The organism is Amycolatopsis methanolica 239 (assembly GCF_000739085.1).
Lineage (GTDB): Bacteria > Actinomycetota > Actinomycetes > Mycobacteriales > Pseudonocardiaceae > Amycolatopsis_E > Amycolatopsis_E methanolica.
In genome coordinates this window covers 4,163,119-4,185,577 of the sequence record NZ_CP009110.1, presented here as the reverse complement: position 1 = coordinate 4,185,577, position 22,459 = coordinate 4,163,119, and the positions used below count along the sequence as shown (strand labels likewise).

Annotated in this window: 19 protein-coding genes and 3 pseudogenes; 17 read left to right on the top strand and 5 right to left on the bottom strand. The window is 71.6% G+C overall.

Annotated elements, in window-relative coordinates:
- Positions 1-64: 64 nt before the first annotated feature.
- The 7 genes and pseudogenes from AMETH_RS20290 to AMETH_RS20265 all read left to right on the top strand — a co-directional run bounded on the left by AMETH_RS20290 (position 65) and on the right by AMETH_RS20265 (position 5,861).
- A complete protein-coding gene (locus tag AMETH_RS20290; protein WP_017982984.1) occupies positions 65-739 on the top strand; it encodes an alpha/beta hydrolase in 675 nt (224 codons plus the stop codon).
- Between the two features lie 99 nt (positions 740-838).
- The gene (locus AMETH_RS20285; protein WP_017982983.1) at positions 839-1,999 is read left to right on the top strand and encodes an LCP family protein; all 1,161 of its coding nucleotides are present in this window, start codon (positions 839-841) and stop codon (positions 1,997-1,999) included.
- Positions 2,000-2,120: 121 nt separating this feature from the next.
- Positions 2,121-2,321, top strand: a pseudogene (locus tag AMETH_RS40550) (hypothetical protein); the annotation flags it as partial.
- Between the two features lie 154 nt (positions 2,322-2,475).
- On the top strand, positions 2,476-2,640 hold the full coding sequence (locus tag AMETH_RS40545) for a hypothetical protein (protein WP_223843293.1): 165 nt from the start codon (positions 2,476-2,478) through the stop codon (positions 2,638-2,640).
- 56 nt (positions 2,641-2,696) lie between these two features.
- Positions 2,697-3,287, top strand: coding sequence for a GNAT family N-acetyltransferase (locus AMETH_RS20275; protein ID WP_017982981.1), 591 nt, complete (start codon positions 2,697-2,699; stop codon positions 3,285-3,287).
- Between the two features lie 295 nt (positions 3,288-3,582).
- Positions 3,583-5,409: pseudogene (locus AMETH_RS20270) on the top strand (EAL domain-containing protein).
- A complete protein-coding gene (locus tag AMETH_RS20265; RefSeq protein WP_017982978.1) occupies positions 5,406-5,861 on the top strand; it encodes a peroxiredoxin in 456 nt (151 codons plus the stop codon). The pseudogene AMETH_RS20270 and the gene AMETH_RS20265 overlap by 4 nt, the downstream one beginning before the upstream one ends.
- 13 nt (positions 5,862-5,874) lie before the next feature.
- On the opposite strand, the pseudogene AMETH_RS38110 reads toward AMETH_RS20265, so the two are convergent.
- From AMETH_RS38110 to AMETH_RS39285, 4 genes and pseudogenes are all read right to left on the bottom strand, one after another.
- Positions 5,875-5,973: pseudogene (locus AMETH_RS38110) on the bottom strand (integrase core domain-containing protein); the annotation flags it as partial.
- A 90-nt stretch (positions 5,974-6,063) separates the two neighbouring features.
- Positions 6,064-7,509 carry a cytochrome P450 gene (locus AMETH_RS20260; RefSeq protein WP_017982977.1) on the bottom strand — a complete coding sequence of 482 codons (1,446 nt, stop codon included), beginning with the start codon at positions 7,507-7,509 and terminating at the stop codon, positions 6,064-6,066.
- Between the two features lie 85 nt (positions 7,510-7,594).
- On the bottom strand, positions 7,595-8,665 hold the full coding sequence (locus AMETH_RS20255) for a ribonucleotide-diphosphate reductase subunit beta (RefSeq protein ID WP_017982976.1): 1,071 nt from the start codon (positions 8,663-8,665) through the stop codon (positions 7,595-7,597).
- Positions 8,662-11,445, bottom strand: coding sequence for a ribonucleoside-diphosphate reductase subunit alpha (locus AMETH_RS39285; RefSeq protein WP_026153195.1), 2,784 nt, complete (start codon positions 11,443-11,445; stop codon positions 8,662-8,664). The genes AMETH_RS20255 and AMETH_RS39285 overlap by 4 nt, the downstream gene beginning before the upstream one ends.
- 277 nt (positions 11,446-11,722) lie before the next feature.
- Here AMETH_RS39285 and AMETH_RS20245 point away from each other — a divergent pair, with 277 nt between their 5' ends.
- The 8 genes from AMETH_RS20245 to AMETH_RS20210 all read left to right on the top strand — a co-directional run bounded on the left by AMETH_RS20245 (position 11,723) and on the right by AMETH_RS20210 (position 21,020).
- The gene (locus AMETH_RS20245) at positions 11,723-12,505 is read left to right on the top strand and encodes a TIGR03084 family metal-binding protein (protein ID WP_026153194.1); all 783 of its coding nucleotides are present in this window, start codon (positions 11,723-11,725) and stop codon (positions 12,503-12,505) included.
- On the top strand, positions 12,502-14,196 hold the full coding sequence (locus tag AMETH_RS20240; RefSeq protein ID WP_017982973.1) for an acyclic terpene utilization AtuA family protein: 1,695 nt from the start codon (positions 12,502-12,504) through the stop codon (positions 14,194-14,196). The genes AMETH_RS20245 and AMETH_RS20240 overlap by 4 nt, the downstream gene beginning before the upstream one ends.
- Positions 14,193-15,341, top strand: coding sequence for an acyl-CoA dehydrogenase family protein (locus tag AMETH_RS20235; RefSeq protein WP_017982972.1), 1,149 nt, complete (start codon positions 14,193-14,195; stop codon positions 15,339-15,341). Before AMETH_RS20240 ends, AMETH_RS20235 begins: the two co-directional genes overlap by 4 nt.
- Positions 15,338-16,936, top strand: a complete 1,599-nt coding sequence (locus tag AMETH_RS20230) for an acyl-CoA carboxylase subunit beta (RefSeq protein WP_026153193.1) — start codon at positions 15,338-15,340, stop codon at positions 16,934-16,936. The genes AMETH_RS20235 and AMETH_RS20230 overlap by 4 nt, the downstream gene beginning before the upstream one ends.
- Positions 16,937-16,941: 5 nt before the next feature.
- Positions 16,942-18,888, top strand: a complete 1,947-nt coding sequence (locus tag AMETH_RS20225; protein WP_017982970.1) for an acetyl/propionyl/methylcrotonyl-CoA carboxylase subunit alpha — start codon at positions 16,942-16,944, stop codon at positions 18,886-18,888.
- Positions 18,885-20,042, top strand: a complete 1,158-nt coding sequence (locus AMETH_RS20220) for an acyl-CoA dehydrogenase family protein (RefSeq protein ID WP_017982969.1) — start codon at positions 18,885-18,887, stop codon at positions 20,040-20,042. Before AMETH_RS20225 ends, AMETH_RS20220 begins: the two co-directional genes overlap by 4 nt.
- An 11-nt stretch (positions 20,043-20,053) precedes the next feature.
- Positions 20,054-20,668, top strand: coding sequence for a TetR/AcrR family transcriptional regulator (locus tag AMETH_RS20215; RefSeq protein WP_017982968.1), 615 nt, complete (start codon positions 20,054-20,056; stop codon positions 20,666-20,668).
- A gap of 127 nt (positions 20,669-20,795) precedes the next feature.
- Positions 20,796-21,020: a hypothetical protein gene (locus AMETH_RS20210; protein WP_017982967.1), complete on the top strand. Its 225-nt coding sequence runs from the start codon at positions 20,796-20,798 to the stop codon at positions 21,018-21,020.
- A 306-nt stretch (positions 21,021-21,326) separates the two neighbouring features.
- Here AMETH_RS20210 and AMETH_RS20205 read toward each other — a convergent pair whose 3' ends face one another.
- Positions 21,327-21,776, bottom strand: a complete 450-nt coding sequence (locus AMETH_RS20205) for a MarR family winged helix-turn-helix transcriptional regulator (RefSeq protein WP_017982966.1) — start codon at positions 21,774-21,776, stop codon at positions 21,327-21,329.
- 107 nt (positions 21,777-21,883) lie between these two features.
- On the opposite strand from AMETH_RS20205, the gene AMETH_RS40540 reads away from it, so the two are divergent.
- Positions 21,884-22,078 carry a nitroreductase family protein gene (locus tag AMETH_RS40540; protein WP_223842883.1) on the top strand — a complete coding sequence of 65 codons (195 nt, stop codon included), beginning with the start codon at positions 21,884-21,886 and terminating at the stop codon, positions 22,076-22,078.
- A gap of 68 nt (positions 22,079-22,146) precedes the next feature.
- The gene (locus AMETH_RS40535; RefSeq protein WP_223842882.1) at positions 22,147-22,458 is read left to right on the top strand and encodes a nitroreductase family protein; all 312 of its coding nucleotides are present in this window, start codon (positions 22,147-22,149) and stop codon (positions 22,456-22,458) included.
- Position 22,459: the final 1 nt, after the last annotated feature.

Genomic DNA, 22,459 nt, shown 5'->3' with positions numbered 1-22,459 from the left:
GGCGGACCACCCCGTGCGGGTGGTCGGCGGAAGAATCGCACCGGGCGCGGTGTTGGCTCCTGGTGTGAGCGATCCGGTGCTGACGACCTGGCGTGCCCGCGGACCGGTGCGGGCGGTCGTGCTCGTCCTGCACGGGGGCGCCGAGAACGGCCTCAACGTGGTGCGGCCGTGGGGACTGGCCTACCTGCGGATGGTGCCGCTGGCGCGGCAGATCCTGCGGGCCGGGGCGCCGCACGGGGTGGAGGTGCGGCTGCTGCGCAACCGCGTGCGCGGGTGGAACGACCCCGACCTGCACCCGGTGGCCGACGCGCGGTGGGCGCTGCGGCGGATCCGGGCCGAGCGGCCGGACGTCCCGGTGTTCCTCGCCGGGCATTCGATGGGCGGCCGCGTCGCGTTGCGGGTCGCCGACGAGCCGGAAGTGCGGTCGGTGCTGGCGCTGGCCCCATGGACCCCGATCGGCGAGCCGGTGGAACCGGTGACGGGCAAGACGGTCGTCATCGCCCACGGCACGCGTGACCGCATCACCCGGCCCGCGGAGTCCTTCGCCTACGCGGAGCGCGCCCAGGCGGTCGCACGGCGTGTGGTGCGGATCGAGGTCATGTCCGAGGGGCACGCCATGCTGTACCGGCCGGGGGTGTGGAACCGGCTGGCCCGCGAGTTCGCCCTCGACGCCGCCGGTGTGGCCTCCCTCACGGCCTGGTCGGTGCGTCCTGACCAGCGGCTTCGCCTGCCCGGGTAGCGCTGCGCAACCCTTTCGGGGTGCTGCACGTCCTGATCGGTGACGTTTGCGGTTCACTAGGGGCGTCCTAGGGCCGGTCGATCGGGGAACGGTGATGGCGTGACGAACCAGGGTGGCTACCCGCCGCGCGTGCCGCCGCGCGGCCCGCGACAGCACCAGCCCGCGCAGATGATGCCGTTGCCCGGCCGCGAGGGCGGCTACCGTCAGCCGCCGCCGCGCCGCCCCGGACCGCCGCCGACGCGGGCCATGCCCTCCCGCGGCGACGTCCCGCCGCCCCCGCCGCCCGCCGCGCGCCGTCCGCGCCGCCGGTTCGGCCCCGGCAAGGTGCTGCTCACGCTGCTGTCGGTGTTCGTGCTGTTCCTCGCCGGCGTGTGGGTGTACCTGGAGTTCTCGATCAACCGGGTCGCCGCGCTGGAGGACTACGAGGGCCGCCCCGCCGCGGGCGAGGGCACCAACTGGCTCATCGTCGGCTCGGACAGCCGTGAAGGCCTCACCGCCGAGGACGAGCAACGGCTGGTCACCGGCGACGTCGAGGCCGCCGGCGGCGGTCAGCGCACCGACACGATGATGATCGCCCACCTGCCGGACAACGACACCAAGCCGACGCTGGTCAGCCTGCCGCGCGACTCCGAGGTCGCCATCCCCGGCCACGGCACCAGCAAGATCAACGCGGCGTTCTCGATCGGCGGCGCGCCGCTGCTGGTCAAGACCGTCGAGCAGGCCACCGGGCTGCGCATCGACCACTACGCCGAGATCGGGTTCGGCGGGTTCGCCAACATCGTCGACGCGATCGGCGGCGTCGACATGTGCGTCGACAAGGAGATGCGCGACACCGTCACCGGCATCACGATCCCGGCCGGCTGCCAGGAACTCGACGGCGCGCAGGCGCTCGGCTTCGTCCGGATGCGGCACAGCGACGCGACCCCGCGGTCGGACCTGGACCGCGTCGAGAACCAGCGCAAGTTCATCGGCGCGCTGGTCAGCCAGATCTCCAGCCCCGGCACGCTGCTCAACCCGTTCGACGTGTTCCCGCTGCTGGGCGCCGCGCCGGACGCGCTGACCATGGACGAGGGCGACCACCTGCACAACCTGGTCGGGCTGGCGTGGGCGATGCGGGGCATCTCCTCGGACGGCGTGCTGTCCACGACGGTGCCGGTCACGTCCGGCTCGGCGGAGCACTGGGACAAGACGAAGTCCAAGCAGCTGTGGGACGCGCTGCGCAACGACACGGTGGTGCCCGACAGCGCGATCATGACCTGACGCACTGCCGTTCGGCGTGGGCTTACCGGACACGACCTAGGAGCCGCCGAGGTCGGCGAGCAAGTCGTCGAGGGCCCCGGTGAGCGCTGCGGCGTTGGCGGGGGTGAACCAGGTCGTGCGGATGCGCTCGTTGTTCCCCTTCGGCGTCTCGTGGGCGGCCGCGAGCTGTTCCAGGGTGCGGGTGCGGTCGCTCAGTGCGCGGCCGACCTCCTGGAAGCAGCGCATCACCGCCCTGGCCCTGCGGCTGAGGGAGGCGTTCGGCCGGCACCCGCAGCTCGCCACGATCTGGGGGCGGTACGCCTCGAGCGGCGCCGGTTCGCCGCTGGTCATGGAAGAGGTGCTGCAGGCACTGCGGGCGTCGGGCCTGCCCGACGAGGAGATCCCGGCCCGCTACCACCGGGTCGTGGTCCTGCTCGCCGCCTTGATCTCCGCCGACGCCGGGATCGGCACTCTCACGCCCGAGGAGTACGAACAGGGTGTGGAGCTGTTCCGCGTCGCGGTGCTGGGCGCCGACCCCCGAACGCTTCCCCGCCCTGGCGCACTTCGCCCGCGACGTCCGGCCCCTCGGCGCGGACCGCGGCGCGGCGTTCGAGGCCATCCTCTCCGCGCACCTCGCCCACATCGAGGCCGGGATCGGCTGAGGCGTCCCGGCGGAAAGTCCCGTGCGGGCCACGGCCGCGGCGAGGATGATCGGGGGATGCAGATCCCTGCGGAGACCCTCTCGGACGGGGTGATCCTGCTGCGCCGGTGGTGGGCCGGCGACGCCGAGCTCCTGCACCGCCTGGTCAACGAGTCCCTGGACCACCTCGCGCCGTGGATGCCGTGGGCGGTGGACGGCTACACCGAGCGCGACGCGCGGGAGTTCCTGACGCTGACCCGGGAAAGCTGGCTCGCGGCGGAGACCTTCGACTACGCGATCGTCGGGCCGGACGGGGCGGTCGCGGGCAGCTGCGGGCTGATGGCGCGCATCGGCCGTGGCGGGCTCGAAGTGGGCTACTGGCTGGCCAAGGCCTACACGGGCCGGGGATGGGCCACCCGCGCGGCGCGCCTGCTGGCCGACGAGGCGTTCCGGGTCGGCGCCAACCGCGTGGAGATCGTGCACGACGTGGCCAACCACCGCAGCGGTGCCGTCCCCGCCCGGCTCGGCTTCACCCGGCTCGACGAGCGCCCCACCCGCCTCCCCGGCGGGACGGCCGCCACCGGGCGGGTCGCGGTGTGGCGGAAGACCGCGCCCGGGGGATCGTCGCTGGGCGGTGCCCGGCGCGGCGCCGGTTGGATGCGGGGCTGACCGCCACGGGGAGTTGCCCGCCCGCGGCCGGGCGTCGCGGGCGGTGGAACAGAACCGGCGACCGCGCCGGGACGCGGTAGCCGAAAAACCACGAGCAGTGACGACATCTACACTGATCATCACTCGTTCGGCCGGTAGACAAGTCTGTCCGGGCGTGATGGCGTGGCATGACTTCGGGGCGGATCCGGCCCGGGGTGGGCTTGTCGGCGCCCGGACCGGGCCTGACCTGGCCCTTGTCGTTCTCCGGAAGAGGTGGAGCGTGTCGGAACCTGGTGCCGCACCAGGGTTGGCGGACGTGGCCCGGCGCTGGGCCGCGCGGTTGGCTGACACGGACGGAGTATCACTTCCCCCGGACGAGCTCGCGCAGCTCCTGCACGACTTCGCGCGCACCGCTGTCGCCGAGGCCGAAGCGGCCCGCGACGCCGCCATGCGCCGCTTCACCACGCTCTACAGCACCGCTCCCGTCGGCATCGCGATGGCCGACCCGGACGGCCGGATCGTCGAGGTCAACAAGGAGCTCGGCAAGCTCCTCGGGCACAAGCCGGACCGCCTGCGCGGCCGCCGCCTCACCGAACTGGGCTTCGACAACCGCGACCGCGAGAAGCTGGCGGCCGGTCTGGCCGAACTCGCCGAGACCGACCTGGACGAGTTCAGCGACCGGGCCCGCCTCGCCCACGCCGACGACGCGGGGGTGTGGGCCGACATCGTGCTCACCCGCCTGCCCGGCGACCGGCCCGGCACCCTCTTCCCGGTGCTGATGGCCTCCGACGCCAACGAGGTCCACATGCTGCAGGAAACGCTGCGGCACCAAAGCATCCACGACTCGCTCACCGGCCTGTCCAACGCGTCCCGCTTCCGCACGTTGCTGGAGTCCGCGCTCGGCCCGTCGGCACGCGGTCAGGTGGCGTTGATCTACCTGGACCTCGACGGGTTCAGGGTGGTCAACGACGGGCTCGGCGCCGGTGTTGGCGACGCGGTGCTGCGCGGCGTGGCCAACAAGCTCAAGGAAGCGTTCACCGGCCATGACGCGCTGGTGGCGCGCCTGTCCGGGGACGGGTTCGCCGTGCTGCTGCGCGGTGAGCTGACCACGTCGGGAGTGATCAGTCTCGTCGAGGACGCGCTGGAGGACCTCGCCGAGCCGATCTACATCGGCGAGCACGGCGTCGGGGTGAGTGCGAGCGCCGGGATCGTGGTGCGAGACGTGCGCGACGGCGGTGTCGAGGACATCGAGCGCGCGGCGGAGATCGCGCTGCACCGGGCCAAGGAGGCCGGCAAGGCGCAGTGGATGCTGTTCGACCCGGAGCTCGACGCGCGCGACCGCGCCCGCTACCGGCTCGGCGCGGAGATCGCCGGCGCGCTGGAGAACGGGCAGTTCGAGCTGATCTACCAGCCCACCGTGAAGCTGGCCAAGCCCGACGAGATCGCCGCGGTCAACGCCGGGCTGCGCTGGTACCACCCGCAGCTGGGTGAGCTGCCCGCCGAAGAGTTCTTCCCCCTGGCCGAGACGACCGGCATGACGATCCCGCTCGGCAAGTGGCTGCTGACCGAGTCGTTGCGGGCGACGGCGCGCTGGCGCGAACGCTACGGCGAGGCCGCGCCGGACGTGTGCATCCGCCTGCCGAACCGGCTCGCGATCGAGCCGGACCTGGTCGCGCTGGTCAAGGAGCAGCTGGACCGCAACGAGCTGCCGGCCAGGGCGCTGCGGTTGTGCACGGACAGCTCGTCGATCCTGGACCCGCGCGGCGAGGTGCTCGACTCGCTCACCGTCCTGGCCGACCTCGGCGCGAAGCTGGTGCTGACGGTGCAGGGCTCGGCCGATCTGGAGCTGATCCCGCGGCACTAGCTGTCGGTGCAGCACGTGATCCTGTCCGGGCCGGTCGTCGACGCGCTCGCCGACGGTGAGCCGGAGGTCGCGGCGCGGCACCTGGACCAGCTGGTGACGCGGGCGCGTGAGCTGAAGCTGCGGATCGGCGCGGAGGGTGTGCGCAGCCACGAGCAGGCCGAACGGCTGCGGCGGCACGGCGTGATCGCGGCCCGCGGACCGTTCGTGGCCGACACCGCGACCGGCGACGAGGTGGACCAGCTCATCGAGCAGCACACCGGTGCGGCGGTGACCGGGTGAAGCCAGGCGACGTCGTTCCGGACTTCACGCTGCCGGACGAGCGGGGCGAACCGCGGTCGCTGAGCGGGTTCCTGGCGGCCGGGCCGGTGGTGCTGTTTTTCTACCCGGCGGCGATGACGCCCGGCTGCACTGCGGAGAGCTGCCACTTCCGGGACCTGGCGAAGGAGTTCGCCGAGGTCGGGGCGCAGCGGGTGGGGATCAGCCCGGACCCGGTGGCGCGGCAGCAGGAGTTCAGCGCGCGGCACGGGTTCGACTACCCGCTCCTGTCGGACGCCGAGGGCGAGGTCGCGAGAAAGTTCGGCGTGCGGCGCTCGTTCGGCCCGCTGCTCACGAAACGGCACACGTTCGTCATCGACACCGGCCGGCGCCTGCTGGAAGTCATCAAGAGCGAACTGAGGATGTCCGTGCACGCCGACAAGGCGCTGGAAGTGCTGCGGGCGCGCACCCGCTAGATGTACCCGGCCACCAGGTTGGTAGTAGCCGGCTGAGGGGCGGCTTGCCTCCGAGTGCGCTGTGGCGGCGTTCAGTGTTGTAGTGCTTGATCCAGGGGGCAAGGGCAGTTGCCGCCGCGTCGGCGTGACCGTCGGCCGGCGGGCAGCCAACGCCGAAGGCCGACTGTGGGCGCGCAGCCGGTAGCGGCCACGGGCCCACCGATCACCGCAGGCGCTGCAACCGCACCGTCAGGCCGTCCACCGGCACCGGCAGCGACACGTAGTCCCACTTGATGCGGTATCCCTCGGGCACCGACCAGCGGTACGTGCGCAGCATTTCGTGCATCAGGAGCTTCACCTCGTTGATCCCGAAGTGCATCCCGATGCACTTGTGCGCCCCACCGCCGAAGGGCATCCACGCGAACCGGTGCGACTTGTCCTCCCGCCTGCCTTCCGCGAACCGCTCGGGGTCGAACGCCCGCGGGTTCGTCCAGTGGTCCGGCGAGTAGTGGTTGGTGTTCGGCGAGACGCTGCACATCGTGCCGGCCGGGATGTAGTGGCCCAGCACCTCCGTGTCCTTCACCGTCTTGCGCGGCAGCGACGGCACCGGCGCGGTCAGCCGCAGCGCCTCCTTGATCACCAGGTCCAGCGTGGTCAGCTTCGCCAGCGCCTCGAGGTCCGGCAGCTCGTCACCCAGCGCGAGCGACTCCTCCCGCGCCCGCTCCTGCCAGGAAGAGTGCTTCGCCAGGTGGTAGGCCACCGCCGAACTGGTGATCGTCGCCGTGTCGTGGGCCGCCATCATCAGGAAGATCATGTGGTTCACGACGTCGTCGTCGGTGAACTCGGCCCCGTCGTCGCCGCGCGCGTGGCACAGCGCCGAGAACAGGTCCGCGCCCTCGCTGCGCCGCTTCGACGGCAGCTTCTCCGCGAAGTACCGCTCCAGGACCCGCCGCCCGTGCAGGCCCGCCGCCCACCGGCCGCCCGGCACCGGCACCCGCACCAGCGCCGTCGCCGCCCGGACCGTGCCCACGAACGCCTGGTTGATCGCGTCGGCGTCCGCGCCCGGCGGCATGTCCATGAACACCCGCGACGCGACGTCCAGCGTCAGCCTCTTCAGCAGCCAGTACAACCGCGGCCGCTCGGCACCCGCCCAGGCTGCCACACCGGATCGCAGGACCGGCGCCGCCTGCCGCATGTAGCCGGCGAGCTTGTCCCGCGTGAACGCCTCCTGCATGATCCGCCGGTGCAGATGGTGCTCCTCGAAGTCCAGCAGCATCAGCCCGCGGTGGAAGAACCGCTCGATGAAGAACTGCCAGCCCTCCTGCGAGAACGCCTTGTCCTTGTTCACCAGCGCGGTCTGGGTGGCGTCCGGCCCGGCCAGCACGACGATCCGCTGCCCGAACGCCCCCATCCACGACACCGGCCCGTACTTTTCGAAGCGGTGCAGCGCGAAGTCCAGCCCGAACCGCATCGACTCGATGGCGTGCCCGACGATCGGCGCCCCCGCGTCACCCACGATCGGCGACAACCCGCTGCCCGGGGGTGGCGTGGCGAGCTCCCGCACCGGCCACCGCTGGTCCATCAGGCGGCGGTCGACGGCCCGGGGGAGGGGGATGGCGGTCAGGGGTGGAACACGTTCCCGGAACGCCCTGACGACGGCACTGGTCACGATCGCGCCTCCTTGCGAAAACGTGGCTGATCACCACAGTCCCGCACCACCCCCTCTCCCGGCAAGGGTGAAATTTAGCGAGCGCTCAGTCCCAGGCGAGTGACCCGCCCGTCTGGTACTCGGTCACCCGCGTCTCGAAGAAGTTCTTCTCCTTGCGCAGGTCCATCGCCTCCGACATCCACGGGAACGGGTTCTCGTTCTCGCCGAAGATCGGGGCCAGTCCGAGCTGCTGGGCGCGCCGGTCGGTGATGAAGCGCAGGTACTGCTCGCACAGCGCCGCCGACAGCCCGAGCATCCCGCGCGGCATCGTGTCCCGCGCGTAGGCGACCTCCAGCTCGCACGCCTCGGTCAACATCTGCCGCACCTCGGCCTGGAACTCCGGCGACCACAGGTGCGGGTTCTCGATCTTGATCTGGTTGATGCAGTCGATGCCGAAGTTCAGGTGGATCGACTCGTCGCGCAGGATGTACTGGAACTGCTCGGCGATCCCCACCATCTTGTTGCGCCGCCCCAGCGACAGGATCTGCGCGAACCCGGTGTAGAACCACATGCCCTCGAACACCACGTAGAACGCCACGAGGTCACGCAGGAAGTGCTGGTCGGCGGCCGCCGTGCCGGTCGCGAAGTCCGGGTTCTCCAGGTTCCGCGTGTACTTCAGCGCCCACGCGTCCTTGTCGGTGATCGACGGGACCTCGCGGTAGGCGTTGAACAGCTCGCCCTCGTCCAGGCCCAGGCTCTCGCAGATGTACTGGAAGGTGTGCGTGTGCACGGCCTCCTCGAACGCCTGGCGCAGCAGGTACTGACGGCACTCCGGGTTGGTGATCTGCCGGTACACCGCCAGCACCAGGTTGTTCGCCACCAGCGACTCGGCCGTGGCGAAGAACCCGAGGTTGCGCTTGACCATGCGCCGCTCGTCCTCGGTCAGCCCGTCCGGCGACTTCCACAGCGCGATGTCGGCCTGCATCGCCACCTCGGTGGGCATCCAGTGGTTCGTGCAGCCGGCCAGGTACTTCTCCCACGCCCAGTGGTACTTCAGCGGCAGCAGCTGGTTGACGTCGGCGCGGGCGTTGATCATCGCCTTGTCGTCGACGCTGACGCGGTCCGCGCCGCGGCTGATCGCACCCAGCCCGGTCGCGTCGGTTTCCACGGTGCTCACTGGCAGGCCTCGCAATCGGGGTCGTCGATCCGGCACGCGGCGAACTCGGGCTCCGGCACGGCGGTGGGCACGGCGGGCACCGCGTTGAGCTTGCCGTCCGTGCCGCGCAGGGTGCTCTTCTCCACGCTTGTCGCGGCCTTGGCACGCAGGTAGTAGGTCGTCTTCAGGCCCTTGCGCCAGGCGTACCGGTACAGCTCGTCGAGTTTGCGGCCGCTCGGCGCGGCGATGTAGAGGTTGAGCGACTGGGCCTGGTCGATCCACTTCTGCCGGCGCGACGCCGCGTCCACCAGCCAGCGGCTGTCGATCTCGAACGCGGTCGCGTAGAGCCGCTTCAGGTCGGCCGGCACCCGGTCGATCTGCGCCAGGCTGCCGTCGAAGTACTTCAGGTCGGCCACCATCGCCTCGTCCCACAGCCCGCGCTCCTTCAGCGCCGCGACCAGGTGCGGGTTGACCACGGTGAAGTCGCCGGACATGTTCGACTTGACGTAGAGGTTCTGGAACAGCGGCTCGATCGACTGCCCGACCCCGCAGATGTTGGAGATCGTCGCGGTCGGCGCGATCGCCATCACGTTGGAGTTGCGCATCCCGCCGCGCACCACCTCACGCAGCGCGTCCCAGTCCAGAGTGGACGACGAATCGACGTCCAGCGCGTCACCCTGGCGCGCCTCGGCCAGCAGCCGCAGCGAGTCCAGCGGCAGCACGCCCTGGCTCCACAGCGAGCCCTCGAACGTCTCGTAGGCGCCCCGCTCCTGGGCGAGCTGCGCGGACGCCGCGATCGCGTGGTAGCTCAGGTGCTCCATGCTGCGGTCGGCGAACTCCACCGCCTCCGGGCTGTCCACCGGCAGGTCGAGCGTGAACAGCGCGTCCTGGTAGCCCATCAGCCCCAGCCCGACCGGGCGGTGCCGCAGGTTGGACCGGCGCGCCTCCGGGATCGTGTAGAAGTTGATGTCCACGACGTTGTCCAGCATCCGCACCGCCGTGCGCACCGTGCGCTCCAGCTTCGCGGTGTCCAGGCCGTCGGCCGTGACGTGCCGGGCCAGGTTGACCGAGCCGAGGTTGCACACCGCGACCTCGTCGGCGCTGGTGTTCAGCGTGATCTCGGTGCACAGGTTGGACGAGTGCACCACGCCCGCGTGCTGCTGCGGCGAGCGCAGGTTGCACGGGTCCTTGAAGGTGATCCACGGGTGCCCGGTCTCGAACAGCATGGTCAGCATCCGCCGCCACAGCTCGACCGCCCGCACCCGGCGGAACACGCGGATCTCGCCGCGGTCCGCCGCGGCTTCGTACTCGCGGTAGCGCTGGGCGAACGCGTTGCCGTAGAGGTCGTGCAGGTCCGGGGTCTCGTCAGGGGAGAACAGCGTCCACTGCGCGTCGGCCTCGACGCGGCGCAGGAACTCGTCGGGCACCCAGTTGGCGGTGTTCATGTCGTGGGTGCGGCGCCGGTCGTCGCCGGTGTTCTTGCGCAGGTCGAGGAACTCCTCGACGTCGATGTGCCAGGTCTCCAGGTACGCGCACGCCGCGCCCTTGCGCTTGCCGCCCTGGTTGACCGCGACCGCCGTGTCGTTGGCGATCTTCAGGAACGGCACCACGCCCTGAGAGGTGCCGTTGGTGCCCTTGATGTGGGCGCCGAGGCCGCGCACCGGGGTCCAGTCGTTGCCCAGCCCGCCGGAGTACTTCGCCAGCAGCGCGTTGTTCTTGTAGGACTGGAAGATCGCGTCCAGGCTGTCCTCGACCGTGGTGAGGAAGCACGACGACAGCTGCGCCCGGGTGGTGCCGGAGTTGAACAGCGTCGGCGTGGAGGCCATGAAGTCGAAGCTGGACAGCAGGTCGTAGAACTCCACGGCACGGGCCTCGCGGTCGTCCTCCCGCAGGGCCAGGCCCATCGCCACCCGCAGGAAGAACGCCTGCGGCAGCTCGAACCGGGTGCCCTGCTCGTGCAGGAAGTACCGGTCGTAGAGGGTCTGCAGCCCGAGGAAGCCGAAGTCCAGGTCGCGCTCCGGGCGGATCGCGGCGGTGACCTTGTCCAGGTCGAAGCGGGCCAGTTCCGGGTCCACCAGCTCCAGCTCGATCGCGTGGCGCAGGTAGCCGCGGAAGTAGGCGGGGTAGTCCAGCTCGGCCTGCGACGCCTGGCGTGGCTCGCCCGCGAGGTGGCTCAGCGCCTCGCCACGCAGCTTGTCCAGCAGCAGGCGGGCGGTGACGGCCGAGTAGTTCGGCTCCCGCTCGACCAGCGTGCGGGCGGCCATGATCAGCGCCAGGGCCAGCTCGTCGGCGCTGATTCCGTCGTAAAGGTTGCGCTCGGCCTCGGCCAGCACGGGCTCGGCCGCGACGTCGGCGATCCCGGCGACCGCCTCGCCGACGACGCGGGCGATGCGCTCGCGGTCCAGCGGGCGCAGCTCGCCGTCCGGGTGCGTGACCCGGATCGCCGCTGGTGGCGGCGTGGTCTCGCGGGCCTTGGCGTGCTCCTCGCGGTAGAGCACGTATGCGCGGGCGACCTTGTGGTGGCCGCCGCGCATCAGCGCCAGCTCCACCAGGTCCTGGATCTGCTCCAGGTGCACGGCGTCACCGGTGGCGTGGCGGCGTAGTGAGGCCTCGACCTGCGCGGTCAGCTCGGCCACGACGTGGTGGATCCGCGACGACGCGGCGGCCCCGTCGCCCTCGGCCGCGAGGAAGGCCTTGGTCAGCGCGACGGAGATCCGGCTCGCGTCGAACGGCGACGCCTCGCCGTCCCGGCGGATCACCCGCAGCGTGGCTGCCGGCGCCGGGGAGGTTTCCACAGACATGCATCACTCCGTTTTCGGGCGCGTTTCATCGGCACACCGGCTTGGGCGCCGGCGTGCTGGGGGTGGGCACGACTCGTACCGGACGGGCCCGCGCTCGCTTCCCCAGCCGTCGGACCCTGCCGGTGATCGAAGACTACATCTTGGGGTCGCTATGTCCAGACACCCCAAGATGCGGGCGTGTCGGCGTGGCGTGCTAGCCAAAACAATCAAGCGTGCTTGATTTTTCCGCGGAGTGGTGCCAGGCTCGGCGCGAAGCGTGCGCGAGGAGGCGGATGGCGTGGCGGACCCCGGACCGATCCTGCGGGACCTGGCCGACGAGAGCCGGGAGCTCGACGACCTGGTGAGCGAGGCGAAGTGGTCGACCCCGACCCCGGCGAAGGGCTGGACGATCGCGCACCAGATCGCGCACCTCGCGTGGACCGACGCCAAGTCGCTGATCGCGGTGCGCACCCCGGACGAGTTCCCGGCCGAAGTGCAGCTGGCGCTGGCCGCGGGGGACGACTTCGTCGACCAGGGCGCGCGGCAACTGGCCACGAAACCACGTGACGAGCTGCTGGCGATGTGGCGGTCCGGGCGCGACGAGCTGGCTCGCGAACTGGCGCGCGTGCCCGACGGGCAGAAGCTGCCGTGGTATGGGCCGCCGATGAGCGCCGCGTCCATGGCGACCGCACGGCTGATGGAAACCTGGGCCCACGCGCAGGACGTGTACGACGCGCTCGGCCTGCGGAGGGAGCCGACGCGGCGGCTGTGGCAGATCGCGCGGTTCGGCGTGCGCACCCGCAACTTCGCGTTCTCGGTGCACGGACTCGCGGCGCCCGCAGAGGAGTTCCGTGTCGAGCTGTCCGGTGTGGATGGTGAGGAGTGGGCGTTCGGCCCGGCGGACGCGGCGCAGCGCGTCGCCGGGTCCGCGCTCGGGTTCTGCCTCGTCGTCACGCAGCGGCGGCACCCGGCCGACACCGACGTCGTCGCCATCGGGCCGGACGCCGAGAAGTGGCTGGAGATCGCGCAGGCCTTCGCCGGGCCGCCCGGCGCGGGCCGGAAGGCGGGGCAGTTCGCATGAGCGACGTGCTGCGCATCGGCAACGCCTCCGGGTTCTACGGCGACCGGTTCTCCGCCGTGCGCGAGATGCTCACCGGCGGCCCGCTGGACGTGCTGACCGGGGACTACCTCGCCGAGCTGACCATGCTGATCCTCGGCCGCGACCGGCTCAAGGACCCCAGCCGCGGCTACGCCAAGACCTTCCAGCGCCAGATGGCGGACAACCTCGCGCTGGCCAAGGAGAACGGCGTCCAGATCGTCACCAACGCGGGCGGCCTCAACCCGGCCGGACTGGCCGCTGCGATCCGCGAGCTGGCCGGGGAGCTGGGTCTGGACATCGCCGTGGCCCACGTCGAGGGCGACGACCTGCTGTCCAGAGTGGACGAGCTGGGGCTCGGGAAACCGCTGACCGCCAACGCCTACCTCGGCGCGTGGGGCATCGCCGCGTGCCTGGAGCGCGGCGCGGACGTGGTCGTCACCGGCCGCGTCACGGACGCCTCGCTGGTCGTCGGCCCGGCCGCCGCGCACTTCGGGTGGGCCCGCGACGACTACGACGCCCTTGCCGGGGCGGTCGCCGCCGGGCACGTCATCGAATGCGGCGCCCAGGCCACCGGCGGCAACTACGCGTTCTTCACCGAACACGACACCGGCACCCCCGGCTTCCCGATCGCGGAGATCGCCGCCGACGGCTCCAGTGTGATCACCAAGCACCCGGGCACCGGGGGAGCGGTGACCGCGGGCACCGTCACCGCCCAGCTGCTGTACGAGATCGCCGGCGCCCGCTACGCCGGGCCGGACGTCACCGCCCGGTTCGACACGCTGACGCTGACCGAGGACGGCCCAGACCGGGTGCGGATCTCCGGCACCCGCGGCGAGGCGCCACCACCGACGCTCAAGGTCTGCCTGAACACCCTCGGCGGCTTCCGCAACGAGACCACGTTCGTGCTGACCGGACTGGACATCGAGGCCAAGGCGGCGCTGGTGCGCGACCAGCTCGAAGACGCGCTCAAGGACCGGCCGCCCGCCGAGATCCGCTGGACGCTGGCCCGCACCGACCACGAGGACGCCGACACCGAGCAGCGCGCCAGCGCGTTGCTGCACTGCGCGGTCAAGGACGCCGACCCCAAGGTGGCCGGGCGCGCGTTCAGCGGCGCGGCGATCGAACTGGCGCTGGCCAGCTACCCCGGTTTCCACGTCACCGCGCCGCCCTCGGACGCCTCGCCCTACGGCGTCTACACCGCGGCCTACGTGGACGCCGCCGAGGTGCCGCACGTGGCCGTCCTTCCCGACGGGTCCCGGGTGGACATCGCGCCCGCGGCCGACACGCTTCCGCTGTCCGAAGTGGACGAGCCGGAACTACCGGAACCGCTGCCCGCCGGGCCGGCCCGGCGCGTGCCGCTGGGCACGATCCTCGGCGCCCGCAGCGGCGACAAGGGCGGCGACGCCAACCTCGGCGTGTGGGCACGCTCCGACGACGCGTGGCGCTGGCTCGCGCACCACCTGACCGTCGAGGAGTTCCAGCGGCTGCTGCCGGAAACCGCGGACCTCACCGTCCGCCGGTACGCGCTGACCAACCTGCGTGCGCTCAACTTCGTCGTCGAAGGCCTGCTCGGCCAGGGCGTCGCGGCGCAGGCCCGGTTCGACCCGCAGGCCAAGGCGCTCGGCGAGTGGCTGCGCTCGCGCCACGCCGACATCCCGGAGGTGCTGCTGTGACCGACCCGTTCGCCACGCCCGAGCGGACCGCGCTGCGCAAGACCGTGCGCCGGTTCGTCGAGGCGGAGGTGCTGCCGCACCTGGACGAGTGGGAGCGCGCCGGCGAGCTGCCGCGCGACCTGCACCGCAAGGCAGGCGAGATCGGCCTGCTCGGGGTGTCGTTCCCGGAGAGCGCCGGCGGCGGTGGCGGCGACTTCCTGGACGCCATGACCGTCACCGAGGAGATCCTGTACGCGGGCGGCTCGGGCGGGCTGATCGCGTCGCTGTTCACCAACGGCATCGCACTGCCGCACATCGTCACCGCGGGCGACCCCGAGCAGATCGAACGCTGGGCGCGGCCGACGATCGAGGGCCGCCTCATCGGGTCGCTGGCGATCACCGAGCCCGACGGCGGCTCCGACGTCGCCGGCATCCGCACGACCGCGCGCCGTGACGGCGACCACTACGTCGTCAACGGCGCCAAGACCTACATCACCTCCGGCACCCGCGCCGACTTCGTGACCACCGCGGTCCGCACCGGCGGCCCGGGCGCCCACGGGGTCTCGCTGCTGGTGATCGAGCGCGGCACGCCGGGGTTCACGGTCAGTCGCAAGCTGGCGAAGATGGGCTGGCACTGCTCGGACACCGCCGAGTTGTCGTTCGCGGACGCCCGGGTGCCCGTGACGAACCTGGTCGGCGAGGAGAACACCGGGTTCATCCAGATCGCGACCCACTTCGTCACCGAGCGGCTCTCGCTCGCGGTGCAGGGCTACGCGACCGCCCAGCGCGCGCTGGACCTGACGCTGGAGTGGTGCCGCGTGCGGGAGACGTTCGGCCGTCCGCTGATCTCCCGCCAGCTGGTGCAGCACAAGCTCGTGGAGATGGCCCGGCGGATCGACCTCGCCCGCGTCTACACCCGGCACGTCGCGCAGCGGTTCGTCGCCGGTGAGGAGGTCATCGCGGAGGCCTGCTTCGCGAAGAACACCGCGGTCGAGACGGCCGAGTGGGTGGTCAACGAGGCGGTCCAGCTGCACGGCGGCCTCGGCTACCTGCGGGAGTCCGAAGTGGAACGGCACTACCGCGATGTCCGCATCCTCGGCATTGGCGGCGGCACCAATGAGATCCTGGCGGGTCTCGCGGCGAAACGATTGGGGTACACGGCTTGAGCGTGATCCGGTCCGGAGTGGACACAGGGAGCGCGGAGTTCGCGGCCAACCGGGAGGCGATGGCGGCCAAGCTCGCCGAACTCGAGGCCGAGCACGCGAAGGCGATCGCGGGTGGCGGCGAGAAGTACGTGGCGCGCCACCGCAAGCGCGGCAAGCTGCTCGCGCGCGAGCGGATCGAGCTGCTGATCGACGAGGACTCCCCGTTCCTCGAACTCTCGCCGCTGGCCGCGTGGGGCACCGACTACACCGTCGGCGGCAGCGTGGTCAGCGGCATCGGCGTCGTGGAAGGCGTCGAGTGCATGATCGTCGCCAACGACCCGACGGTGAAGGGCGGCGCCAGCAACCCGGCCACGCTGAAGAAGAGCCTGCGGGCGGCGGAGATCGCGGCGGAGAACCGGCTGCCGACGATCAACCTGGTCGAGTCCGGCGGCGCGGACCTGCCCACCCAGAAGGAGATCTTCATCCCGGGCGGGCGCACCTTCCGCAACCTGACGAACTCCTCGGCCGAGCGCATCCCCACCATCGCGCTGGTGTTCGGCAACTCCACCGCGGGCGGCGCCTACCTGCCCGGCATGTCCGACTACGTCGTGATGGTCAAGGAACGCGCGAAGGTGTTCCTCGGCGGCCCGCCGCTGGTCAAGATGGCGACGGGGGAGGAGTCCGACGACGAGTCGCTGGGCGGCGCGGAGATGCACGCGCGCACCTCGGGCCTGGCCGACTACCTCGCGCACGACGAGCAGGACGCGATCCGCATCGGCCGCAGCATCGTCAAGCGGCTGAACTGGCACAAGCAGGGGCCGTCCCCGAAACCGGACTACGACGAGCCGCTGCTGGACGCCGAGGACCTGCTCGGCATCGTGCCCGCGGACCTGAAGGTCCCGTTCGACCCGCGCGAGGTGATCGCGCGCGTCGTCGACGGCTCCGACTTCGACGAGTTCAAGCCGCTCTACGGCACCAGCCTCGTCACCGGCTGGGCGAGCCTGCACGGCTACCCGGTCGGCATCCTCGCCAACGCGCAGGGCGTGCTGTTCAGCGAGGAGTCGCAGAAGGCGACGCAGTTCATCCAGCTGGCCAACCAGACCGACACGCCGCTGCTGTTCCTGCACAACACCACCGGCTACATGGTCGGTAAGGAGTACGAGCAGGGCGGCATCATCAAGCACGGCGCGATGATGATCAACGCGGTGTCCAACTCGAAGGTCCCGCACCTGTCCGTGCTGATGGGCGCGTCCTACGGCGCCGGGCACTACGGCATGTGCGGGCGGGCGTACGGGCCGCGGTTCCTGTTCGCCTGGCCCAGTGCGAAGTCGGCGGTGATGGGGCCGGCGCAGCTGGCCGGTGTGCTGTCGATCGTGGCCCGGCAGGCCGCGGCCGGACGCGGCCAGCCCTACGACGAGGACGCCGACGCCGCGATGCGCGCGATGGTCGAGCAGCAGATCGAGGCCGAGTCGCTGCCGATGTTCCTGTCCGGCATGCTCTACGACGACGGCATCATCGACCCGCGGGACACCCGGACCGTACTCGGGCTGTGCCTGTCCGCCATCCACAATGGACCGATCAGGGGCGCCGACGGCTTCGGCGTCTTCCGGATGTGAGTGACGTGATCGACAACGTTCTGGTCGCCAACCGCGGGGAGATCGCCCGCCGCGTGTTCCGCACCTGCTCGGCTTTGGGCATCGCCCGGACGGCCGTGTTCTCCGACGCCGACGCAGCCTCCCCGCACGTGGCGGAGGCGGACGCGGCGGTACGGCTGCCCGGCAGCACGCCTGCTGAGACCTACCTGCGCGCCGACCTGCTGGTCGAGGCGGCACGCTCGGCGGGCGCGGACGCCGTCCACCCCGGCTACGGGTTCCTGTCCGAGAACGCCGGGTTCGCGCGGGCGGTGATCGACGCCGGCCTCACCTGGATCGGCCCGCCGCCGTCCGCGATCGAGACCATGGGCTCCAAAGTGGAGTCCAAGCGCCTGATGGACGCCGCCGGGGTGCCGGTGCTGTCCGAACTGGACCCATCCGTGGTCACCGAGGACGATCTTCCGGTGCTGGTCAAGGCATCCGCCGGTGGCGGTGGACGCGGGATGCGCGTGGTGCGGACGCTCGGTGAACTCGCCGAGGCCGTGCAGAGCGCGAGCGCGGAGGCCGCGTCGGCGTTCGGTGACCCGACGGTGTTCTGCGAGCGGTACCTGGAGACCGGGCGGCACATCGAGGTGCAGGTGCTCGCCGACATCCACGGCACGGTGTGGGCGCTGGGGGAGCGGGAGTGCTCGATCCAGCGGCGGCACCAGAAGGTCGTCGAAGAGGCGCCGTCGCCCCTGGTCGACGACGCGATGCGGGCCGAGTTGTTCGACGCCGCGCGCAAGGCCGCGAAGGCGATCGACTACGTCGGCGCGGGCACTGTCGAGTTCCTCGCCACATCGGACGGGCGGTTCTACTTCCTGGAGATGAACACGCGCCTGCAGGTCGAGCACCCGGTCACCGAATGCGTCACCGGCCTGGACCTGGTGGCTCTGCAGATCCGGATCGCCGAGGGCGAGCGGCTGCCAGCCGAGCCGCCCGTGTCGCGGGGGCACGCGATCGAGGTGCGGCTGTACGCCGAGGACCCGGCCGCCGGGTGGCAGCCGCAGAGCGGCACGCTGCACCGGTTCGAGATCCCGGGTGTGGACACCGAATTCGCTCTCGGCGGCGCGGCCGGGCTGCGGCTGGACGCGGGTGTGGTGGACGGTTCCGTCGTGGGCGTGCACTACGACCCGATGCTCGCCAAGGTGATCGCCTGGGCCCCGACGCGCGCCGAAGCGGCCCGGCGGCTGGCGCGGGCACTGGCCGGCGCACGCATCCACGGGTTGCGCACCAACCGCGACCTGCTGGTCAACGTGCTCCGGCACGAGGAGTTCCTGGCGGGCAAGACCGACACGGCATTCCTGGACCGGCACGGGCTGGACGTCCTGTCCCGGCCCGCCGCGGACGCCGCCGGCGTGCGGTGGTCGGCGACCGCGGCGGCGCTGGCCGAGGCCGCCGCGAACCGGGTGTCGGCGCGGACCCTCGGCAGGCTGCCCGCCGGGTGGCGCAATGTGGCCTCCGCTCCGCTGCGCAAGCGCTACCTCGCCGGTGACACCGAGGTCGGGGTCACCTACCGTCCCGGGCTCCGCCTGGACGACGCGGAAGTCGTGGAGGTCACCCCGGACCGGGTGGTGCTCGACGTCGACGGCGTCCGGCGCGTGTTCCTCGTCGGCCGGTACCCCGGGCTGGTGTGCGTCGACTCCGCGCTTGGCGCCGTCGACCTCGTCCCGGTGCCTCGGTTCACCGACCCGGACGCCGCGCTCGCCGCGGGTTCGCTGGTCGCGCCGATGCCGGGCACCGTGCTGCGGATCGCCGTCGCGGCCGGGGACACCGTCACCGCGGGCGACCCCCTGCTGTGGCTGGAAGCCATGAAGATGGAACACCGGATCACCGCGCCCGCCGACGGCGAGGTCACCGACCTGCGCGTGACGGTGGGGCAGCAGGTCGAACCGGGCACCGTTCTCGCCGTCGTCACGCCGAAGGAGCAAGCATGAATTTCGTCGAGTCCGAAGAGCGGATCGCGCTGCGCAAGGCGGTCGGCGACCTGGCCCGCGCCTACGGGCACGAGTACTACGTGAAGGTCGCGCGCAGCGGCGGCCACACCAGCGACCTGTGGAACGAGGCCGGGCGGCTGGGCTACCTCGGCGTGTCGGTGCCCGAGGAGTACGGCGGCGGTGGCGCCGGGATCGGCGACCTCGCGGCGGTGTGCGAGGAGTTCTGCGCCGCGGGCACGCCGATGCTGCTGATGGTGGTGTCCCCGGCGATCTGCGCCACCGTGATCGCCCGGTACGGCACCGACGAGCAGAAGCGCTCGTGGCTGCCCCGGTTCGCCACCGGCGAGGTGCGGATGTCCTTCGCCATCACCGAACCCGACGCCGGGTCCAATTCGCACCGTCTCAAGACGACGGCTCGCAGGGACGGCGCCGACTGGATCCTCAACGGGCGCAAGGTGTTCATCTCCGGCGTCGACGAGGCCGACGCGGTGCTCGTGGTCGGGCGCACCGAGGACGCCAAGACCGGCAAGCTGAAGCCGGCGCTGTTCATCGTCCCCACCGGCACGCCCGGGTTCGAGTACAAGCAGATCGAGATGGACCTCGTCTCGGCCGACAAGCAGTTCGGCCTGTTCCTCGACGACGTCCGGCTGCCCGCCGAGGCGCTCGTCGGGTCCGAGGACGCGGCGCTGGCGCAACTGTTCGCCGGGCTCAACCCGGAGCGGATCATGGGCGCGTCGTTCTCCATCGGCATCGCCCGATACGCCCTGGACAAAGGCGTGGCGTACGCCAAGGAGCGCAGCGTGTGGGGCGCGCCGATCGGCACCCACCAGGGCATCGCGCACCCGCTGGCGCAGGTCAAGATCGAGCTCGAGCTGGCCAAGCTGATGACCCAGAAGGCCGCCGCGCTGTACGACTCCGGCGACGACTTCGGGGCGGGCGAGGCGGCGAACATGGCCAAGTACGCCGGCGCCGAGGTCGCGATCAAGGCGGTCGACCAGGCGATCCAGACCCACGGCGGCAACGGCATGGCGTCCGAATACGGGCTGGGTACGCTGCTCGGGGCCGTTCGCGTCGGCCGGATCGCCCCGGTCAGCCGCGAGATGGTGCTCAACTTCGTCGCCCAGCACTCCCTGGGTCTCCCGAAGTCGTACTAGGAGGAAGACCCGTGCCGGAGCCCCGCCAGGAGCGCAGCCGGACCACCCGCCGCAAGCTCATCGAGGCAGCCGTGGACTGCATCGGCGAGGTCGGGTGGGCCGGCACCACCGTCGCGCTCATCGCGCAGCGCGCCGGGGTCTCGCGCGGGGCCGCCCAGCACCACTTCCCGGCGCGGGAGGACCTCGTCACGGCCGCGGTCGAGTACGTCGGCGAGGTGCAGATCGCCGAGATGCGGCGCGGCGCCGAGGGGCTGCCGTCCGGGCGGTCCCGCATCGAACCGGTCGTCGACATGCTGCTCAACCTCTACACCGGCCCCATGTTCCGCGCCGCGCTGCACCTGTGGGTGGCGGCGTCCAGCGACGAGTCGCTGCGGGCGGTGCTGGTGCCGCTGCAGGCCAAGGTCGGCCGGGAGGCGCACCGGCTGGCGGTCGACCTGCTGGGGGTCGACGAGGCGCGGCCCGGGGTGCGGGAGCTGGTCCAGTCGACCCTCGACCTGGCCCGCGGGCTGGGCCTGGCGAACCTCCTCGCCGACGACACCTCCCGGCGGCGCCGGATCATCCGCCAGTGGGCGCGCGTCCTCGGCCCCGCCCTGCCCGAGCCGGAAGTCACCGCAGTGGGTGGTTGACGGCGTGTCGCGGGACCGGTCGTTAACACTAATGGACCAGTGTGCGATAACAGAGGCAACAGCAGGTGACGACGCAAGGGGGTAGATCCCGGTGTCCGGTACAGGTGAAGAGTTGTCCCATCGGGCGATGGCGATGCTGCGAGCGGTGGCCCAGGGCCGCGCCGTGATGTCGTCCAGCGTCGAACCGGACCTTTTCATCGACGGAGTCGCCTGCTGCGACCAGATGGCCGCGCACGCCCTCGCCCACGGCGGCTACATCCGCCCGGACGGCGACGGGGAGCGCCTGGTGCCCGCGGTGCTGACCGAGGCCGGCCGGGCCGTGCTGGCGCCCGCCGTCGGCCACGTCGCCTGATCCCAGCCGCGACGCCGGGGCGCCTGTCGGCTGATCGCCGCCGCGTGGTGCCGGGTTGCGCTGGTGCCTGGTGCTGACTGACGCTGGCCGGGCTGTGCTGGCGCGGGCTGTTGGCCACTTTGCCTGACTCGAGCCGCGACGCCGGGGCGCCTTTGCGGCGCTCTGGCCAGCTGATCATCGCCGCGTGGGAGCCGCGACACCGGGGCCGCCTTGGGGCGCCCCGGCCGGCTGATCACCGCCGCGCGGCGCCCCCAGGAAGTCCGGCGCCGAGTCAACGACGCCGGTCCTGTGTGATCGGCGCCGCGGTCAGTCCGCGGCCAGCAGCTTCCCGAGCAGCGCCGCCAGCTGATCGCGTTCCCCCGCGGACAGCGCCGCGAACGTCCGGTCCAGGAACCCGGGCGTCGCCGCCTCGGCTTTCGCCAGCGCCTGCCGCCCGGCGGCGGTGATCGTCACCGCGTACGCCCGCCGGTCCCGTGGATCCCGCTCCCGCCGGACCTGGCCGGCCTTCTCCAGGTCGTCGGCGATGCCGACCATCACGCTGCGGTCGATCCGCAGTTCCTCGCTCAGCACCTGCTGCGAACACGGCCCCACCGCCGCGAGCATCTTCAGCACCAGGTGCTGCCCGACCCCCAGTCCCTGCTCGCCCGCGGCCTTCTCCGCCGCCCGTGCCACCGACGCCGACGCGCGGCACAGCGCGATGTCGAGCCGTTCCGCCGCGAGCCGCGGGAAGTAGGACTCCTCTGATCTGGCCGCCATGACGCGGACACTACCACGAATCGTCTGCTCGCCAATTGTTTGACAGCAGATCAATCGCAACCGTATGGTTGCAAACAATCTGCTTACAGACGATCGGGGAGACGCCGATGACACTAGGTCTGACCGCCGACGACGTCCTGTCCACCACTCGCGCCGTGCGCAAGCGCCTCGACTTCACCCGGCCCGTGCCGCGCCACCTCATCGAGGAGTGCGTCGACCTCGCCACCCAGGCCCCGACCGGACGCAACCGCCAGCGCTGGCACTTCCTGGTCGTCACGGGGAAGGCCCAGCGCGCCGCATGACGGCCCATCCCGGATCGATGCGGCGCATTGGCGAGGGCGCCCAGTGCCGCTAAAACAACATCCACCGGGTGCCTGCGTTCGTGATCCCCTCCGTGGAGGGCCGCACCGACCACGCGCCGGTGCTGGACCAGGCGATGACGTGGGGCTCGATCCTGCCCGCCGTCTGGAGCTTCATGCTCGCCGCGCGCAACCGCGGCCTCGGAACGGTCTGGACCACTGCGCACGCGCCGCTGGAGAAGGAACTCGCCGCCGCCCTCGGCGTTCCGCACGACGAGGTCATGCTGGCCGCGCTCGTGCCGCTCGCCTTCACACTCGGCACCGAATTCCGGCCCGCGCCGCGCATCGACCGGCGCGAAGTCCTGCACTGGGACCGCTGGTGAG

Bases quoted from the DNA above. Each gene is read 5' to 3' on its own strand.
- AMETH_RS20240 (WP_017982973.1), top strand. From the start codon at position 12,502: ATGAGCGACGTGCTGCGCATCGGCAACGCCTCCGGGTTCTACGGCGAC.
- AMETH_RS20220 (WP_017982969.1), top strand. From the start codon at position 18,885: ATGAATTTCGTCGAGTCCGAAGAGCGGATCGCGCTGCGCAAGGCGGTC.
- AMETH_RS20205 (WP_017982966.1), bottom strand. From the start codon at position 21,776: ATGGCGGCCAGATCAGAGGAGTCCTACTTCCCGCGGCTCGCGGCGGAA.
- AMETH_RS39285 (WP_026153195.1), bottom strand. From the start codon at position 11,445: ATGTCTGTGGAAACCTCCCCGGCGCCGGCAGCCACGCTGCGGGTGATC.
- AMETH_RS40540 (WP_223842883.1), top strand. From the start codon at position 21,884: ATGACACTAGGTCTGACCGCCGACGACGTCCTGTCCACCACTCGCGCC.
- AMETH_RS20275 (WP_017982981.1), top strand. From the start codon at position 2,697: ATGCAGATCCCTGCGGAGACCCTCTCGGACGGGGTGATCCTGCTGCGC.
- AMETH_RS20210 (WP_017982967.1), top strand. From the start codon at position 20,796: ATGGCGATGCTGCGAGCGGTGGCCCAGGGCCGCGCCGTGATGTCGTCC.